General features: G+C 74.4%; 15 protein-coding genes. 6 read left to right on the forward strand and 9 right to left on the reverse strand.

Annotated elements, in window-relative coordinates:
• From BJ971_RS11885 to BJ971_RS11905, 5 genes are read left to right on the forward strand one after another with little or no spacing between them, the layout of a single operon-like run.
• Positions 1 to 213 carry an MbtH family protein gene (locus tag BJ971_RS11885; RefSeq protein WP_184992479.1) on the forward strand — a complete coding sequence of 71 codons (213 nt, stop codon included), beginning with the start codon at positions 1 to 3 and terminating at the stop codon, positions 211 to 213.
• The gene (locus tag BJ971_RS11890; RefSeq protein WP_184992481.1) at positions 210 to 905 is read left to right on the forward strand and encodes a thioesterase II family protein; all 696 of its coding nucleotides are present in this window, start codon (positions 210 to 212) and stop codon (positions 903 to 905) included. Before BJ971_RS11885 ends, BJ971_RS11890 begins: the two co-directional genes overlap by 4 nt.
• Positions 895 to 2,169, forward strand: coding sequence for a cytochrome P450 (locus BJ971_RS11895; RefSeq protein WP_184992483.1), 1,275 nt, complete (start codon positions 895 to 897; stop codon positions 2,167 to 2,169). The genes BJ971_RS11890 and BJ971_RS11895 overlap by 11 nt, the downstream gene beginning before the upstream one ends.
• The gene (locus BJ971_RS11900) at positions 2,144 to 2,386 is read left to right on the forward strand and encodes an acyl carrier protein (protein ID WP_184992485.1); all 243 of its coding nucleotides are present in this window, start codon (positions 2,144 to 2,146) and stop codon (positions 2,384 to 2,386) included. The genes BJ971_RS11895 and BJ971_RS11900 overlap by 26 nt, the downstream gene beginning before the upstream one ends.
• Positions 2,383 to 3,879, forward strand: a complete 1,497-nt coding sequence (locus tag BJ971_RS11905) for an amino acid adenylation domain-containing protein (protein WP_184992487.1) — start codon at positions 2,383 to 2,385, stop codon at positions 3,877 to 3,879. The genes BJ971_RS11900 and BJ971_RS11905 overlap by 4 nt, the downstream gene beginning before the upstream one ends.
• Here the strand turns inward: BJ971_RS11905 and ftsX are convergent.
• The 9 genes from ftsX to BJ971_RS11950 form a co-directional block, all read right to left on the reverse strand.
• A complete protein-coding gene (ftsX, locus tag BJ971_RS11910; RefSeq protein WP_184992489.1) occupies positions 3,876 to 4,739 on the reverse strand; it encodes a permease-like cell division protein FtsX in 864 nt (287 codons plus the stop codon). The genes BJ971_RS11905 and ftsX overlap by 4 nt on opposite strands.
• A 15-nt stretch (positions 4,740 to 4,754) precedes the next feature.
• Complete coding sequence (locus tag BJ971_RS11915; RefSeq protein WP_184992491.1) at positions 4,755 to 5,138, reverse strand: GntR family transcriptional regulator; 384 nt, start codon at positions 5,136 to 5,138, stop codon at positions 4,755 to 4,757.
• Positions 5,135 to 6,085, reverse strand: coding sequence for a hypothetical protein (locus BJ971_RS11920; protein ID WP_184992493.1), 951 nt, complete (start codon positions 6,083 to 6,085; stop codon positions 5,135 to 5,137). Before BJ971_RS11920 ends, BJ971_RS11915 begins: the two co-directional genes overlap by 4 nt.
• A 73-nt stretch (positions 6,086 to 6,158) precedes the next feature.
• Positions 6,159 to 7,196: a 2-ketoarginine methyltransferase gene (locus BJ971_RS11925; protein ID WP_184992495.1), complete on the reverse strand. Its 1,038-nt coding sequence runs from the start codon at positions 7,194 to 7,196 to the stop codon at positions 6,159 to 6,161.
• Complete coding sequence (locus BJ971_RS11930; RefSeq protein WP_184992497.1) at positions 7,190 to 8,230, reverse strand: pyridoxal phosphate-dependent aminotransferase; 1,041 nt, start codon at positions 8,228 to 8,230, stop codon at positions 7,190 to 7,192. The genes BJ971_RS11925 and BJ971_RS11930 overlap by 7 nt, the downstream gene beginning before the upstream one ends.
• Before the next feature lie 2 nt (positions 8,231 to 8,232).
• Positions 8,233 to 8,979: a thioesterase II family protein gene (locus BJ971_RS11935; protein WP_184992499.1), complete on the reverse strand. Its 747-nt coding sequence runs from the start codon at positions 8,977 to 8,979 to the stop codon at positions 8,233 to 8,235.
• A complete protein-coding gene (locus BJ971_RS11940) occupies positions 8,976 to 10,073 on the reverse strand; it encodes a methyltransferase domain-containing protein (RefSeq protein WP_184992501.1) in 1,098 nt (365 codons plus the stop codon). Before BJ971_RS11940 ends, BJ971_RS11935 begins: the two co-directional genes overlap by 4 nt.
• Complete coding sequence (locus tag BJ971_RS11945; RefSeq protein ID WP_184992503.1) at positions 10,070 to 10,315, reverse strand: acyl carrier protein; 246 nt, start codon at positions 10,313 to 10,315, stop codon at positions 10,070 to 10,072. The genes BJ971_RS11940 and BJ971_RS11945 overlap by 4 nt, the downstream gene beginning before the upstream one ends.
• Positions 10,312 to 13,500, reverse strand: coding sequence for a non-ribosomal peptide synthetase (locus BJ971_RS11950; protein ID WP_184992505.1), 3,189 nt, complete (start codon positions 13,498 to 13,500; stop codon positions 10,312 to 10,314). The genes BJ971_RS11945 and BJ971_RS11950 overlap by 4 nt, the downstream gene beginning before the upstream one ends.
• A gap of 114 nt (positions 13,501 to 13,614) precedes the next feature.
• Between BJ971_RS11950 and BJ971_RS11955 the strand changes: the two genes are divergently transcribed.
• Positions 13,615 to 15,066, forward strand: coding sequence for a methylmalonyl-CoA mutase family protein (locus BJ971_RS11955; protein ID WP_184992507.1), 1,452 nt, complete (start codon positions 13,615 to 13,617; stop codon positions 15,064 to 15,066).
• Position 15,067 lies beyond the last annotated feature (1 nt).

Here is a 15,067-nt window from a genome sequence, read left to right on the forward strand (position 1 = left end):
ATGACAAACCCGTTCGAGAACGAGGACCAGTCCTACCTCGTCCTGGTCAACGACGAGGGCCAGCACTCGCTCTGGCCCGGCTTCGCCGAGGTGCCGGCCGGCTGGACCGTCGCACACGGCCCGGGCCCGCGCGACGCCTGCCTCGGGTACGTCGACGAGCACTGGACGGACATGCGCCCGAAGAGCCTGATCGCGGCCATGAAGGCACGATGAAACCGACAGTGTTGATCTGCCTGCCGTTCGCCGGGGCGGGCGCCTCGTTCTTCCGCAAGTGGCGGCGGTCGGCACCGGCGGGCCTGACGATCCTGGCCGTCCAGCTCCCCGGCCGGGAGGAGCGGTTCGCCGAGCCGGCGCACACCGACGTCGGGTCGGCGGCCGCCGCCCTCTGCCCCGCGCTGGTACCGCAGCTCGACGGGGCCGGCCGGGTGGTGCTGTTCGGCCACTCGCTCGGCGCCGAGCTGGCCTACGAGCTCACCTGGCGGCTCGTCGAGCGCGGCGTCGCCGTCGACCGGCTCGTCGTCAGCGGCGCACCCGGCCCCCGCGATCGCGGCTTCGAACGGGTCGGCCACCTGGACGACGACGGCTTCATCGACGGGCTGCGCCGGGTCACCGGCTACGTGCACGGCGCCCTGGACCACCCCGGGATGCGCGAGATCGTGCTCCCGGTGCTGCGCGCCGACAACCGGATGCACGAGTCCTACGTCTCGGAGCACGACGGGCCGCTGCCGGTGCCCATCACATCGGTGCGGGGCCGGCGCGACGAGCTGGTGAGCGCCGCCGAGGCGCGGCAGTGGTCCGCCGAGACCGACGCGGGCTTCCGCTACGCCGAGGTCGACGGCGGCCACATGTATCTGACCGACTCGCCCGGCAGCGTCCTCGCCACGGTGGTGGGCCATGACGCGTGACAGATGCCCGATCCTGTCCGGCGCGCCGGACCTGGTGGACCCCGCCGTCCACTGCGGACCCGAGGCGCACGCACTGTTGCGGCGGCTGCGCGCCGAGGACGGCCTGCACTGGCAGCAGGTGGACGCCGGCCGGGGCTTCTGGTCGGTCACCACCTACGCCGAGGCCGACGCCGTGCTGCGGGACACCCGGACGTTCACCTCCGAACGCGGCACGCTGCTCGATCTGCTCGGCACCGACGACCCGGCCGGCGGTCACCAGCTCGCCGTCACCGACCCGCCGCGGCACACCCGCCGCCAGGCGCGGCTCAAACGGGCGCTGACCATCAAGGCGGTCGAGCGGCAGCGGGGCAGGATCCGCCCGCTGATCGTCGAGCTGCTGGCGCCGCTCGGCGACGGCGGCGTCTTCGACTTCGGCGCCGCGATGCTGGCGCTGCCGATGTGGGTGACCGGCACCATCATGGGCCTGCCGCGCGCCGACTGGGACTGGCTGACCCGGATCACCACGATGTGCATCGCCGCCGACGACCCGGAGTACCAGCTCGCCGGCGGCCGGGAGGTCACCCTGAAACGTGCGCACCTCGAGCTCTTCGGCTACTTCCAGGACGTGGTGCGGCACCGCGCCGAGAACCCCGGCGACGACCTGCTCAGCGCCCTGCTGGCCACCCGCTTCGAGGGCAGGGAGATGACCCTCGGCGAGGCCGTCTCCAACTGCTACAGCCTGCTGCTGGGCGCCAACGTCACCACGCCGCACGCGCCGAGCTTCGTACTGGCCGAGTTCATCGGGACCGACGTGCTCGCCGACTGGGCCGCGCACCCCGAGCTCAACCGACAGGGCTGCGCCGAGGCGCTGCGCTGGGCCTCCCCGGTCAACCACGTGATGCGGTACGCCACCACCGCGACCGTGGTGCGCGGCACGCCGATCGCCGCCCGGGACGCCGTGGTGGTGTGGCTCGGCTCGGCCAACCGCGACGAGCGGGTGTTCCCCGGCGCGGACCGGTTCGACATCCGGCGCCGGCCGAACAAGCACCTGGCGTTCGGCATCGGCCCGCACTACTGCGTCGGGCACAGCGTCGCGAAGGTGAGCCTCGACGTCCTCTTCACCGAGCTCCTGGGCCGCTACCAGGACTTCGCGCCGGCGGGCCGGCCGGAGCGGCTGCTGTCCACCTTCGCGTCCGGCTACAAGCACGTACCGATCACCGCCCGCCCACGACGCGGCGGGCGCAAACCTGGAGGCTCCCTTGTCGGACGAAATCGCGGTGCGTGACGGCGCCGGCCGGATCGAGCTGGTGCGCGAGCTCTGGCTGGAGGTCCTCGGCCTGGACGAGGTCGCGGACGATGTCAACTTCTTCGAGGTGGGCGGCGACTCGCTGCGCCTGGTCGCGCTCGTCGAACGGATCCGGGCGCGGGCCGGGCAGCCGGTGCGGACCATGGACGTGCTGCGCGCCAACACTGTACGGGCGCAGGCAGAGCTGATCGGATGACCTCGCTGGACGGGCTCTTCCGGGCCACCGCCCGCAGGTTCCCGCAGCGGGTCGCGGTCCGCGACGGCACGGCCGAGCTGACGTACGCGCAGCTCGCCGCGGCCGCCGCCGAACAGGCGCGCGAGCTGCGCCGCGCCGGGGTGACGCCCGGTGACACGGTCCTGGTGGGGCTGGCACCGTCGGTGGCCGAGGCGGTCGCCGTGCTCGGCACGGTCTGGGCCGGCGCCGCCTACGTCGGCGCCGACCTGAGCCTGCCGGCCGCGCACCTGGCCCGCATCGTCGCCCGGTGCGCACCGGCCGCGGTCCTGGCCGGCGACCGGCCGGCCGTGGTGCGGAACATCCCGGCGGTCGCCACCTGGGAACCGTCGTGGGCGGGCGGCGCGGAGCCGCCGGTGGCGCCCGATCCGGAACGGCTCGCCTACGTGGCCTTCACCTCGGGCAGCAGCGGCGAACCCAAGGGCGTCTGCATCCCGCACCGGGCCGTCCTGCGGCTGGTCCGCGGCGCTCACTACGCGCGGCTCGGCCCGGGCGAGCGGATGCTGCGGCTGTCCCCGCTCGCGTTCGACGCCTCCACGCTGGAGCTGTGGGGCGCGCTGCTGACCGGGGCGACGCTCGAGGCGTACCCCGGCGCCCTGCCGGCGCCCAGCGAGCTCGGCGAGTTCCTGATCGACCGGGAGGTGACCGTCGCCTGGCTCACCGCGGGCCTGTTCCGGCTGTTCGTGGACTTCGCACCCAACGCGCTGGGCGGGCTGCGGCAACTGCTGACCGGCGGCGACGTGGTGCCGCACGAGCACGCGGCCCGGCTGCTCACCCGCCATCCCGGCCTGACGATCACCAACGGCTACGGCCCCACCGAGAACACCACGTTCACCACCACCCACTCGATCTCCCGCCCGGAGGAGGTCGACGGCCCGCTGCCGATCGGCACGCCGGTGCCCGGCACCCGGGTGTACGTGCTCGACGAGTCGGCGCGGCCGGTGCCGCCGGGCGAAGTCGGCGAGCTCTACGCCGCCGGCGACGGACTCGCGACCGGCTACCTGCGTGACCAGGCCGAGACGCGGCGGCGGTTCGGGCGCTTCTCGCCGGACGTACCGGAGCGCCTCTATCGCACCGGCGACCTGGTGCGGCGCGATCCGGCCGGCCGGCTGCACTTCCTGGGCCGCGCCGACGATCAGATCAAGCTCCGCGGCTACCGGGTCGAGCCGGGCGCGGTGCGCGCGGCGATCCTGGCCCACCCGGGAGTCCGTGACGCGCTGGTCTTCGCCACCGGGACCGACAGCGCCGACAAGCGACTGGTCGCCGCGGTGGTGCCGGCCGGCACGTACCCGCTCGACCCGGCCGTGGTCCGGTCCATGCTGGCCGACCGGCTTCCGGGCTACCTGGTGCCGACCCTGTGGGCGGTGGTCGACCGGCTGCCGGTGACCGCCAACGGCAAGGTGGACCGCCAGGCGCTGGCCGCGGTGGCCGGACACGCGGGGCAGGACAGGCCCTAGACGCGGAGGTAGAAACGGAGGGTGATCCAGGCGGTGACCGCGCTGACGGCGGCGCCGACCACCGCCATCAACGGCAGCATCAGCCACACGTCCCCGTTCTGAATCGGGATCAGCGAATGCAGCCGGCCGTCGATCAGGATGGTCTTGCCGGCGAACAGCGCACCGAAGCCGAGCACCGCACCCACGACGCCGGCGACCATCGCCTCCAGCACGAACGGCGCCTGAATGAACCAGTTCGACGCGCCGACCAGTCTCATGACGGCCACCTCCTGGCGCTTGCTGTAGGCCGCCAGCTGGATCGTGTTGCCCACCAGCAGCAGCGCGGCCATCGCCATCACCGCGGCGACGGCCAGCGCGAGCAGTTGGATCGCGGCGAAGATGTCGAACACCTTCTCCAGCAGTTGCCGCTGGTCGATGATCTGGTCGACGCCCGGCCGGGTGCCGAACCGGGCGGCGAACTCCCGGTAGCCCTCGGGGTCGCGAAGCTTGACCCGGAAGGATGCCGGCAACTGCTCCGGCCGAACGGTCGCGATGAGGTCGGGCGATTCGGACCACATCTCCCGGAACCTGGCGAACGCCTCCGCCTTGCTCTCGTAGATCGTTTCCCGCACCATCGGGCTGGAACGCAGTGCGGCGCCGAGGCCGTCGCGCTGGGCGTCCGTCGCGTCCCCGTTCAGGAACACCTTGACCTCGACGTTGCCGTAGTAGAGGTCCTTCATCCGGTCGACCTGTGCGTACAGCAGCACGCCGGCGCCGAGCATGGTGAGCGACACCGCCAGCGTGATGATCATGGCGATGGTCATTGTGGCGTTGCGCCACAGGCCGATCAGGACCTCGTTGAGGACGTACTTGACCCGCATGGGGGCTCCTTCCGCTTACGGCAAGCCGTCCAAGGCCTGGTGTACGGTCGCGACGATCTCGGGACGTCCGGCGCCGAGGGCCCGCGCACGCCGCACGAAGTCCTCCGCCGCGCGGAGCAGGGCGGACGCCTCCCCGGTCCCGGCCGCGGGGAGGTCGGCGACCCGGGTGCCGCGTCCCCGGCGTGACTCCACCAGTCCGGCGACCTCCAGCTCCCGATAGGTACGCGCGACCGTGCCGACGGCCAGGCCGAGGTCGCCCGCGAGCTGGCGCAGCGGTGGCAGCCGCTGACCGCGGGCGAGCACACCGTCGTTGATCAGTGCGGCGAGTTGCCGGCGTAGCTGCTCATAGGGGGGTGTCGGGTCGGTGGACCGCACCGTCAGCGCCGGAAGGTCGGTCATGCCGATCTCCTGCCGGTCAGCCGGGCCGACGGCAGCACCAGGAAGGCGCCGCACCAGGCGGCGGCCACGAACGCCACGAGCGCCAGCGCCGACAGTGCGGGCCCCGCCGACGCCCACAGCGGCTCATCGCAGATCTGCGCGAGCGACATCATCGCCATGCCCGCGGCGGCGGCGACGCCCATGAAGGGCACGAGCACGAGTACGCCGGCGGCCGCCGTGACGACCTCGGCCGAGCGCCGCCGCGAGACGTCGTCGACGCGGAGGGCGTCGGCCGACGGCGGGCGTCGCACCGCGCGGCGCAGCGCGAGACCGGCCAGCGCCAGTCCGCCGAGAACCACGACGAGGCCGGGAACGGTGTAGTAGGCGCCGGGCCAGAGCCACTCGGACACCTGTGGGGACCCGTCCGCGGCGCAGGCCGACGCCTGGGTCGTGGCGTTCCATCCCCGCGAGGCGCCCACGGCCGTGGTGAAGGTCGCCAGCGCGAAGAGGGCGACCGTCGCGACGCAGACGAGCACGCCGAGCACCGGTGGCACATAGTCGAGGTGCCGGCGGATCCGCAGCTCGGCACGGCGCACCTGCCCCGACTGCGCCGGCATGCACAGCTCGCCGATCAGCGCCCCGGCCAGCACGCTGCCGACGAACACGGGCGCCGCGACCATCGCACCGCGCGCCGATTCACTCGCCGACATCGCGGCGACGGCGCCGATGGCGCCGACCAGCATGCCCGCCCACCGCCACCTGCCGGTCCGGACCACCGCGCGGCTGTCCCCGCCGACCGGCGTCCGCGTGCGGCCCGCCGGCACGGCGTCGTCCGCGTCGAGCGCGTCGTCCCAGCCGGTCGCGGCCGGCGGGCGAAGCGGCCACAGGAAGCGAATCACGATCAGGGCGCCGGTGGTCAGGGCGAGCATCACCGTGATCGTCAACGCCAGTATGGGTACGTACCACATCGCAGTGCCTCCTTGTATCAAGTAGTTGATACAAGGAGGCACTGCGATGTGTCAACACAAGTCGCGATCGGTGTCAGTGCTTCCTGGACAGCAGCAGGCCGAACTGGAGGCCGGTCGAGTCGGCCCGGGGGTCCGGGTGGGCGGTGGCCTCCGCGGTCAGGCCGAGCCGGTCGAACAGGTCGTCCCACCAGGCGCGGGTCTCCAGGCGCTGCTCGGTGGCCGCGTGGATCAGGAAGTAGGGGTTGTAGAAGGCGAGGGCCAGGCCGTGCGTGCCGAGCACCGGGGCGAGCGGCTGGTGGTCCATCTCGACGACCAGCCAGCGCGCCTCGGGGTAGCGCTCGAACGTGCCGGCCAGCAGCTCCTCGACCGCCGCCGGCCCGGCCTGCTGCATGAACTCCTGCAACACGAACGCGGTCATGAAGCAGACGCCCTGCCCGCCGGCGGGCAGGTCGAGCTCCAGGGCGTCGGTCGCCTCGCCCCGGGCCAGCCGCATCCGGTCCTCCAGGCCCAGCTCGGCCCGCCGGCGCTCGCCGAGCACGATCGAGCCCTGGTTCGGTTCGACGCCGATGCCGCGCAGACCGGGCCGGGCCACCAGCAGGTCCATCAGGAAGCTGCCGTCGCCGCAGCCCAGGTCGACGATGGTGTGCGGCGGGTCGGCGGCGGCGTTCAGCAGCTGCTCGACAAGGGGCAGCGCGTCGTAGGCGCCGATGCCGCAGCTGCCGGCGCCGACCTTCGTGGTGTTGCGCGACGCGTACCGGGTGCCGTCGCGCAGCACGTCGCCGAGCTGCTCCATGGTCGGTGCGTAGCCGCCGACCAGCATCTCGTACCAGGGTGCGAACGTGCGCACCTCGCGGCCCTTCGCGCTCAGCGACCAGCCGCCGGACTCGTGCACGGTGTAGCCCTCGTTGCGCAGGTAGCGCAGCAGCGTCGCGGTGCGCACCGGGTCGAGACCGAGCCGCTTGGCCAGGTCGTCGGACTGCTGGCCGGGATCGTCCGCGAGGGCCGCGAGGACACCGAGGTCGAGGGCGTGATGCAGGGCCTGTGCCAGGAAGAACTGCCGGACCGGTTGGATGTGCTCGATCAGCCGGCGTTCGAAGTCGTCGGTCAGCATTCGGTGTCCCTTTCGTCAGGAGTGAGGCTTCTCAGTCGGGTGAGCGCGGCGGCGAGCCGGTCCTGGTCCTCCCAGGACCCGACGCTGATCCGGAGCCAGCCGGGCAGGCCGAGCGGGGCGCAGTCCTTGACCCGGATCCGGTCCTCGGCGAGCCCGTCGACGAGCGCGCCCAGCGCGCCGCGCGGCCGGGCCAGGACGAAGTTCGCCTCGGTCGTGCGTACGTCCGCGAACAGGCCGCTGCCGCGCAGCGTGGCGCAGAGCGCGGGCCGGGCCGCGCGGACGTGCGCGGCGAGCCGGTCCAGGAACTCCGGCTCCTCGAGCAGCCCGGCAACGGCGTTCAGGCTCACCGCGTCGATCGGCATGAAGCGGCGCAGCGGGGTGAGCCGGGCGATCGCCGGTGCCGCCCCGATCAGGCAGCCGATCCGGATGCCGGCCAGCCCGGCGGCCTTGGCGAAGCTGCGGTAGACGAGCAGCCGCGGGTCGGTGCCGGCGCCGGCCGCGCCTCCGCGGCCGGGCAGCACCCCGGTGCCGGAGGAGAACTCCTGGTAGGTCTCGTCGAGGAACACGTAGGCGGCGGTGGCCCGGACCGTTTCGATCCACTCGGTCCGCAGCAGGTTGCCGGTCGGGTTGCCGGGCTGGGCGAGAAAGACCATGTCGCCGGCGCCGGGCGCCGGGTCGAGGTCGCCGGGCAGCCAGTCCGGGCCGAGCGGGATCGGCCGGAACGGCTTGCCGTTCGCCTCGACCCGGTCCCGGTAGCCGTCGAAGCCGGGCTCGACACCCCAGCCGCGGTCGGCGAGCGTCAGCGCGCAGTCGACCGCCTCGTCGACGCCGGCGGTCAGCAGGACCGAGTCGGTGGCGACGCCGAAGTGCTCGGCGGCCCGCGCCGTGACCTCCTCCATGAGCCCGCGCGGATAGCGGTGCAGCCGGTCGGCGGCGTCGATGACGCGCTTCACCGCGCTCACCGGCGGGCCGATCGGGCTCTCGTTCCAGTCGAGCAGGGCGTCCAGGTCGGCGGACGGATGGGCGGCTACCACAATTACCTCCTGAGGTGGTCGGCGACGCCGAGGAAGCCGGTCAGGGCGTCGCCGACGGCCGCGTGATTGGCGGGGTCGAGCAGGAAGAAGTGCGCGCCGGGGAAGACGGCGACCGTGCAGGACCCGCTGGTGCGGGCCGCCCAGGCGGACAGCTCCGCCGGATCGACGTACGGGTCGTCGGTACCGCCGAGCGCGAGGATCCGGGCACGCAGCGCGCCGGATCCGGCCTGCCGGGTCGCCTCCACGTCGAGGGCGGTGTCGTGCCGGAAGAGGCGGATCAGGTGGTCGCGCCAGTAGGCGTCGGCCAGCAGCTCCGGGGCGGTGTTCCCGGCCGCCGCGAGGAACGCGGCGATCTCGTCGTCGGTCAGGCCGTGCAGGGCGCCGAGCGGTACGCCGTGCGGCTTGCGCCCGCTGATCACCAGCCCCTCGCAGGCCGCGGGTGCCGAGGAGGCCACGGCCATCGCGAGGGCCGCGCCGAGGCTGTGGCCGAGCAGGACGGTCGGCAGCGGGTCGCGGGCGGCGAGGTCACCGGCCACCCCGGCGGTGACCTCGGCGAGGGTGGTCCCGGGCGGCTCGTCGAAGCGGCGCTCCCGGCCGGGCAGCGCGACGCCGAGCAGCTGCACCGGGTCCGGCAGCCGGGCGAACAGGCCCCGGAACGCGGTCGGCCCGGCCGCCGCGTACGGAAACACCACCAGGCGGTACGCGAAGTCCGTGCCGCCGCGGCGCAGGGGGAAGAGCCAATCCGTCATGGCCGGACCCGCGCCGCGATCGTCACCGGCTCCACGGCCACCACGTCACGCGCGGCGAGCGCGTCGAGCAGTTCCCCGGACCGCGCACCGTACGCGAGCAGGCTGTGCCCCGGCAGCCGGCGGCGCCGCAGCTGCTCGCGGGTCACGCTGAGCTGCGGCGCGTCGATCGGGGTGACCGTCACGTCGTGGCCGCCGGCCCAGTCCCGGACCGCGGCGGCCGCCGAGGAGTACCGCCGCGGCACCTCGACAAGCGCCTGCACGTAGGCGGTCCCGCCGGGCCGCAGTATCCGGGGCGCCGCGTCCAGGGTCTGCCGGACCAGCCGGTCCGCCGTGGACTGGCCCCACTCGCTGTCCTCGGTGGACCGGATCCGGGGCAGCGTCGGTGTGTTGAAGATCAGAGCTCCGAACCGGTCGTCGCCGGGCACGGTGAACGAGGCGATGTCCGCCACGGCGAAGCCGGCCTCGACCCCGTTGAGGACGCCGTTCCACCCGGCCAGCCGGGCGCAGCGCGGGTTGGGGTCGATGCCCGCGACGGTCCCGCACCGCGCGGCGGCGTTGACGGCCAGGAAGCCGCCCCCGCACCCGACGTCGAGCAGCGTGTCGTCGATCCGGTCGACGGTGGCCAGCGCCAGCAGGCTCGACGCGTGCGGCGGCATCACCAGGCCGGGCCCGGTGTTCGCCCGGACCTGCTGCGGCCCGGTACAGGTGAACAGCTGGTCGGAGACGAAGAACCGGGACCGGTACGGGGTGATCGACACGGTGCCGCGGTAGCCGTCCCCGGCCGTCGCGAGCAGGCCGAGGTCGCGCAGCAGCTCGATGAGTTCCCGGTCGAGGCCCCCGCGTACCAAGTCGGCGGGAACCCGCGCGTTGAGGATGAAGAGCCAGGTCAGGACGGCTACCGGGCCCGGCGGTACCGGGCCGGCGAAGAACGCGTAGCGCGCCGGGTCGCCCAGCAGGTGTTCCGGGCTCGGCGCGCCGAGCAGGCCCGCGGCCCGGTCCGCGTCGAACCCGGCGCCGCGCAGGTGCCCGGCCAGCGCCCGCAGGCCCGCCGGGCAGGTCAGCTCGGCCGGGAGCTCGGCGAGGTCCGGCCTCATCCGGCAGCGCCGCCGTTACGGTGCACGACCGTGGCGATCTCCCGCAGCACGCGGTGCTTGTAGACGTCGTCCGGGCTCAGCACGCCCGCGCCGTACCGCTGCTCGGCGCCGGCGACGAGCCGCAGCACCCCGATCGAGGTGCCGCCGATCACGAAGAAGTCGTCGCCGCCGTCGCCCGGGTCGAGGCCGAGGTCGCGGCACGACCCCACGGCCCACCGCTCGATTTCGTCCAACTTGCTCATGCCGCCGTTACCTCCCGCTCGTTGTGCGCCGCGCCGGCCCGCAACCGGGCGGCGAGGGCGCTGATCGTGGCGCAGATGTAGAGGTCGGCGATCGACACCGGGTGCCCGGCGAGCGTCTCGCCGAGGATGGTGTGCACCCGGACCAGCGCCAGCGAGTCGCCGCCGACCTCGAAGAACCAGTCGTCGCGGCCGAAGTCGCGGTGCCCGAGAACGTCACGCCAGGCGGTGGCGATGATCTCCTCGAGGCTGTCGGCGGAGGGCGGGCCGCCCTCGTCGCCGCGGGGTGGAGAGCCCGGCGGGCCGGCGATCTCCAGGAGCCGGGCGTAGTCGACCTTGCCGTTCGGGTTCACCGGCAGCTCGTCGACGACCGCCCACCGCCAGGGCAGGGCGTGGCCGGGCAGGTGCCGGGCGGCGAAGTCGCGCACCTCGTCGGGCCGGGGTGCGCGGCCGGCCGGCACGAGCGCGGCCAGCAACTGCTTGTCGCCGTCGGCGAGCGGCACCACGGCCACGGCCGCGTCCCGGACGTCGGGGTGCCGGCGCAGCACGGCGGCGACCTGGTCGGGCTCCACCCGGAACCCGCGGATCTTGACCTGCCGGTCGCACCGGCCGAGGAACACCAGGTTGCCGCCGGAGTCCCAGCGCACCAGGTCGCCGGTGCGGTAGAGGCGGCGGCCGTCGCCGCGGCCGAACTCACCGAACGCCGCAGCGGTCTCGGCCGCCCGCCCGGCGTAGCCGAGCGCCAGGCCGTCGCCGTAGGCGAACAGCTCGCCGACCGCGCCCGGCGGCAGGTCGCGGCCGTCCGGGTCGAGGACCAGGACGCCGGTGCCCGCGATCGGTCTCCCGATCGGCACCGCGTGCGCCGCGACGGACACCGGGTCGTCGAGGTGGTGGACGGTGGTGAACGTGGTGTTCTCGGTCGGCCCGTACGCATTGGTGACGCGCAGGCCCGGGCAGGCGCGCAGGATCTCGGCCACCGCGCCCGGCGGCAGGGCCTCGCCGCCGGTGACGAGCTGGACGACACCCCGGAACCCGTCCGGCCGGTAGTCGGCGGCCAGCCGGAGCAGGCCGGTGGTGAGGAACAGGCCGGTGATCGCCCGGTCGCGCAGGAACGCCGCCAGGCCGTTCGGGGTGGGGCTGCCGGCGAGCACCTCGACGGTACCGCCGGCGAACAGCGGCGCGAAGATCTCCAAGGTGGACGCGTCGAACGCCAGCGGTGCGAGCCGGGCGAAGCGGGCCGCCGCGCCGGGCGACAGGAACCCCGGCTCGTGCAGCAGCCGGACCACGGCCCGGCACGGGATCATCGCGCCCTTCGGCAGGCCGGTGGTCCCCGACGTGAAGGCGATGTAGGCGACCCGGTCCGGGTCCCCGGCGGCGGGGACCGGCGGGACGGCGCCCGCGGTGGCGTGCGGGTCGACCACCGGGATCGTCCGCCGCCCGTCCGCCGCCGCGCCCAGGCCGGCGAGCCGGTCCGGCTCGCCGAGTACCACCCGCGCGCCGGCGGCGTCCAGCATCGCCGTCACGATGGCGGTCGGGGTGTCCGGGTCGATGCCCACGTAGGCCGCGCCGATCCGGAGGATGCCGAGCACCGCCACGATCTCCTCGGCGCAGCGCCCCACGGCGAGGCCGACCCGGTCGCCCACCCCGGCACCGGCGGCGACCAGCACGGCCGACTGGGCGGCGGCCGCCGCCATCAGCTCGCGATAGGTGAGCGTGCGGGCCGGATCGGCGTCGCGGACGGCCGTCGCGTCCGGGTCGCGCGCGGCGACCTCCTCGATCAGCTGCCACAGGCCGCGTGTGGCGTCGGCGTCCGGTCCCGGCTCCCACGCGTCGAGGCGGCGGCGCTGGGCGGCGCCGATCGTGCGCACCGCGGCCAACGGCCCGCCGGGCGCCGCGGCCATCTCGGCAAGGGCCCGGTCGAAGCCGGCCGCCAACTCCATCGCCTCCGCCGGGGACAGCACCGAGGTGGCGTACTCCAGCTCCAGCGTGGGCGCCGGCCGCCAGGCCAGCACGTGCAGCATGGCGTCGTAGGCGGTGCCGCCGGTGTGCCCGAGGCGTACGTCGAACCGCGTCCCGCCGGCCGTCAGCACGCCGGGCAGCAGCTCGTCGTGCGCGCCGAAGGCGACCTGGACCAGCGGGTTGCGCGACCGGTCGCCGCGGCCCGCGCCGAGCGCGGCGACGATGTCCTCGAAGGCGGCGCCGTCGAAGCCGGACGACTCCCGGGTCGCCCGGCCGGTGCCGCGCACGTAGTCGGCGACCGTGCCGCCGGGCGGTACCTCGCAGGCGACCGGGGCCAGCCCGGTCGGCCCGCCGATCACCCGCATCTCGGTCGCGGTCGTCCTGGCGGCCGTCGGCACGCCGACCAGGAGCCGGGTCACCGCGGCCCGGCGCGCCACGGTCAGCGCCCACGCGGCCAGCAGGACGACGTTGCGGCTGACACCCAGCGACCGTGCCAGCGCCGCGCAGCCGGCGGCGGCGTCCCCGGTCAGCGTGAACGGCAGCCGGGCGCCGGCGTAGTCGCGGACCTCCGGGCGCACCAGGTCGCTCGGGATCTCCACCACGGTGGGCCAGCCGGCGAGCATCGCGGCGCGCCGGCCGGCCAGGTCCGGCCCGGCGGTGGCCAGCGACTCCATGCCCGGCTCCGGCTCGCCGCCGGGATCCGCCGGTGACCGGTCCCGGTAGCCCGCGGCGATCTCCCGCCACAGCAGGCCCGCGCTCCAGCCGTCCAGGATCACGTGGTGTGCGAGGACGGACAGCACCGACCGCCCCGGCGCCACCCGGGTCAGCACGAACACGACGGGCGGCCGTTCGTACGGGCGCAGCAGCCGGGGCGCCGCCGGGGCGAGCAGCCGGTGCACGAGCTCCACGGCGTCGGCGCCGGCCGGCTGCGGCGGCAGGTCCTGCTCGGCGACGACCGGATCCCAGGCGGCCAGCACCCGGTACCCGGCCCGGCCGGTGCCGGGGTCCCGGGTGCAGATCGTCCGCAGCGACGCGTGCCGCCGGGTCGCCCGGTCAAGCACGGCGCGCAGCCGGTCGACGTCGAGCGCGCCGGTGATCTCGGCGCTGACCAGGACGTGGAACGGCGAGTGCCGGCCCGCCAGGACCGGCTCGGCGGACAGCATCCCCTCCTGGACCCGGGTGACCGGACCCTCGGCGGTATGACCGCCCACCACATCGGAACTCCGCATGGAAGCCGATTAGATTCGCCGCCGCCGCACCGGGCCAGGCAATCCGACCGGCAAGAACGGTGCCGGTCCGATTGCCTGGTCCGATGGTCCGCGCCGTCCGTAGGTTCGGCGTCCATGACGGGCGTTCCGGGGCAGTTCCCCTACGATGCCGGCCTGCACCCGGCCGGCTATCGCAGCAGGTTGTGGACCATGCGGCAGCTCGCCGGCCTGCACAGCGCCGCGTCGACGAACGAGCGGTTCCGCTACCTGCTGGGCATGGGCGAGACCGGCCTGTCGCTCGCCTTCGACCTGCCCACCCAGCACGGGCTCGACCCGGACGAGCCGGCCGCCGCGGGCGAGGTCGGCCGCACCGGCGTCTCGATCGCCACGGTCGACGACCTCGCCGCGGTGTTCGCCGAGATCCCACTGGAGAAGGTGTCGGTCTCGTTCACCATCAACGCGACCGCGCCGATGCTGCTCGCCATGTGGATCGTCGTGGCCGAGGAGTCCGGTGTCGATCCGGCGACGCTGCGCGGCACCCTCCAGAACGAGATTCTCAAGGAGTTCCTGGCCCGCAAGGCGTACATCTACGATCTGCCGACGAGCATGCGCTACGCGCTCGACGTCATCGAATTCTGCGTACGGAATCTGCCGGCCGTGAATCCGATCTCCATCTCCGGCGGGCACGTCCGGGAGGCGGGCGCCGACCGCGCGCTGGAGCTGGCCTGCGCGCTGGCCAACACCGACGAGTACCTCGCCGGCCTGGCCGCCCGCGGCCTGGACGTGGACACCGTGGCGGCCCGGTTCAGCTTCATCTTCGGTACCCACATGGAGCTGCTCGCCGAGGCGGTGAAGTTCCGGGTGGCCCGAGCGATGTACGCCGAGCGCATGCGCGACCGGTGGGGTGCGACCGAGCCGCGCGCCATGCGGATGCGCATCCAGGCCAACACGTTCGGCTCGGCGCTTGCACACCAGGAACCGCTCAACAACATCGTCCGGGCCACCGTGCAGGCGCTGGCCGCGGTGCTCGGCGGCGTCCAGTCGCTGCACGTGTGCAGCTTCGACGAGGCGCACCGCACCCCGGGCCGGCTCGGCGCCCGGGTCGCCCTGCGTACCCAGCAGATCCTCGCCGGCGAGACCGACCTCGCGCGGTACGCCGACCCGCTCGGCGGCTCGGCCGCGGTGGAGCAGGTGCGGCTCGCGCTGACGGCCGAGGTGCGGCAGTGGCTCGACCGGATCGAGCGCCACGGCGGGATGAGCGAGTGCATCCGCTCCGGCTGGCTGGAGGCCGAGGTCGAGACCATGGCGTACGCGAACCCGGGCCCCCGCGTCGGTGTACCGGACGCCACCCCGTCCGCGGCCGAGGACGCGCTGATCGCCGCGGACCGGCACACGCCCGCCGCGATCCCGCCGCGCACGGTCCACCGCCGGGCGTGCGCCGCCGAGCTCCGCGTGCTGCGCGACGACGCCCTCGGCGGCCGCAACGTGCTGCCCGCCCTGATCGCCGCGGTCCGGGCCCGGGCGACGCTCGGCGAGCTGCGCGTGGCGATGCAACCCGAACCGCTCAGCCCGATCGGAGGTCACTGAC

The sequence above is a fragment of the Amorphoplanes digitatis genome (genome assembly GCF_014205335.1).
GTDB lineage: Bacteria > Actinomycetota > Actinomycetes > Mycobacteriales > Micromonosporaceae > Actinoplanes > Actinoplanes digitatus.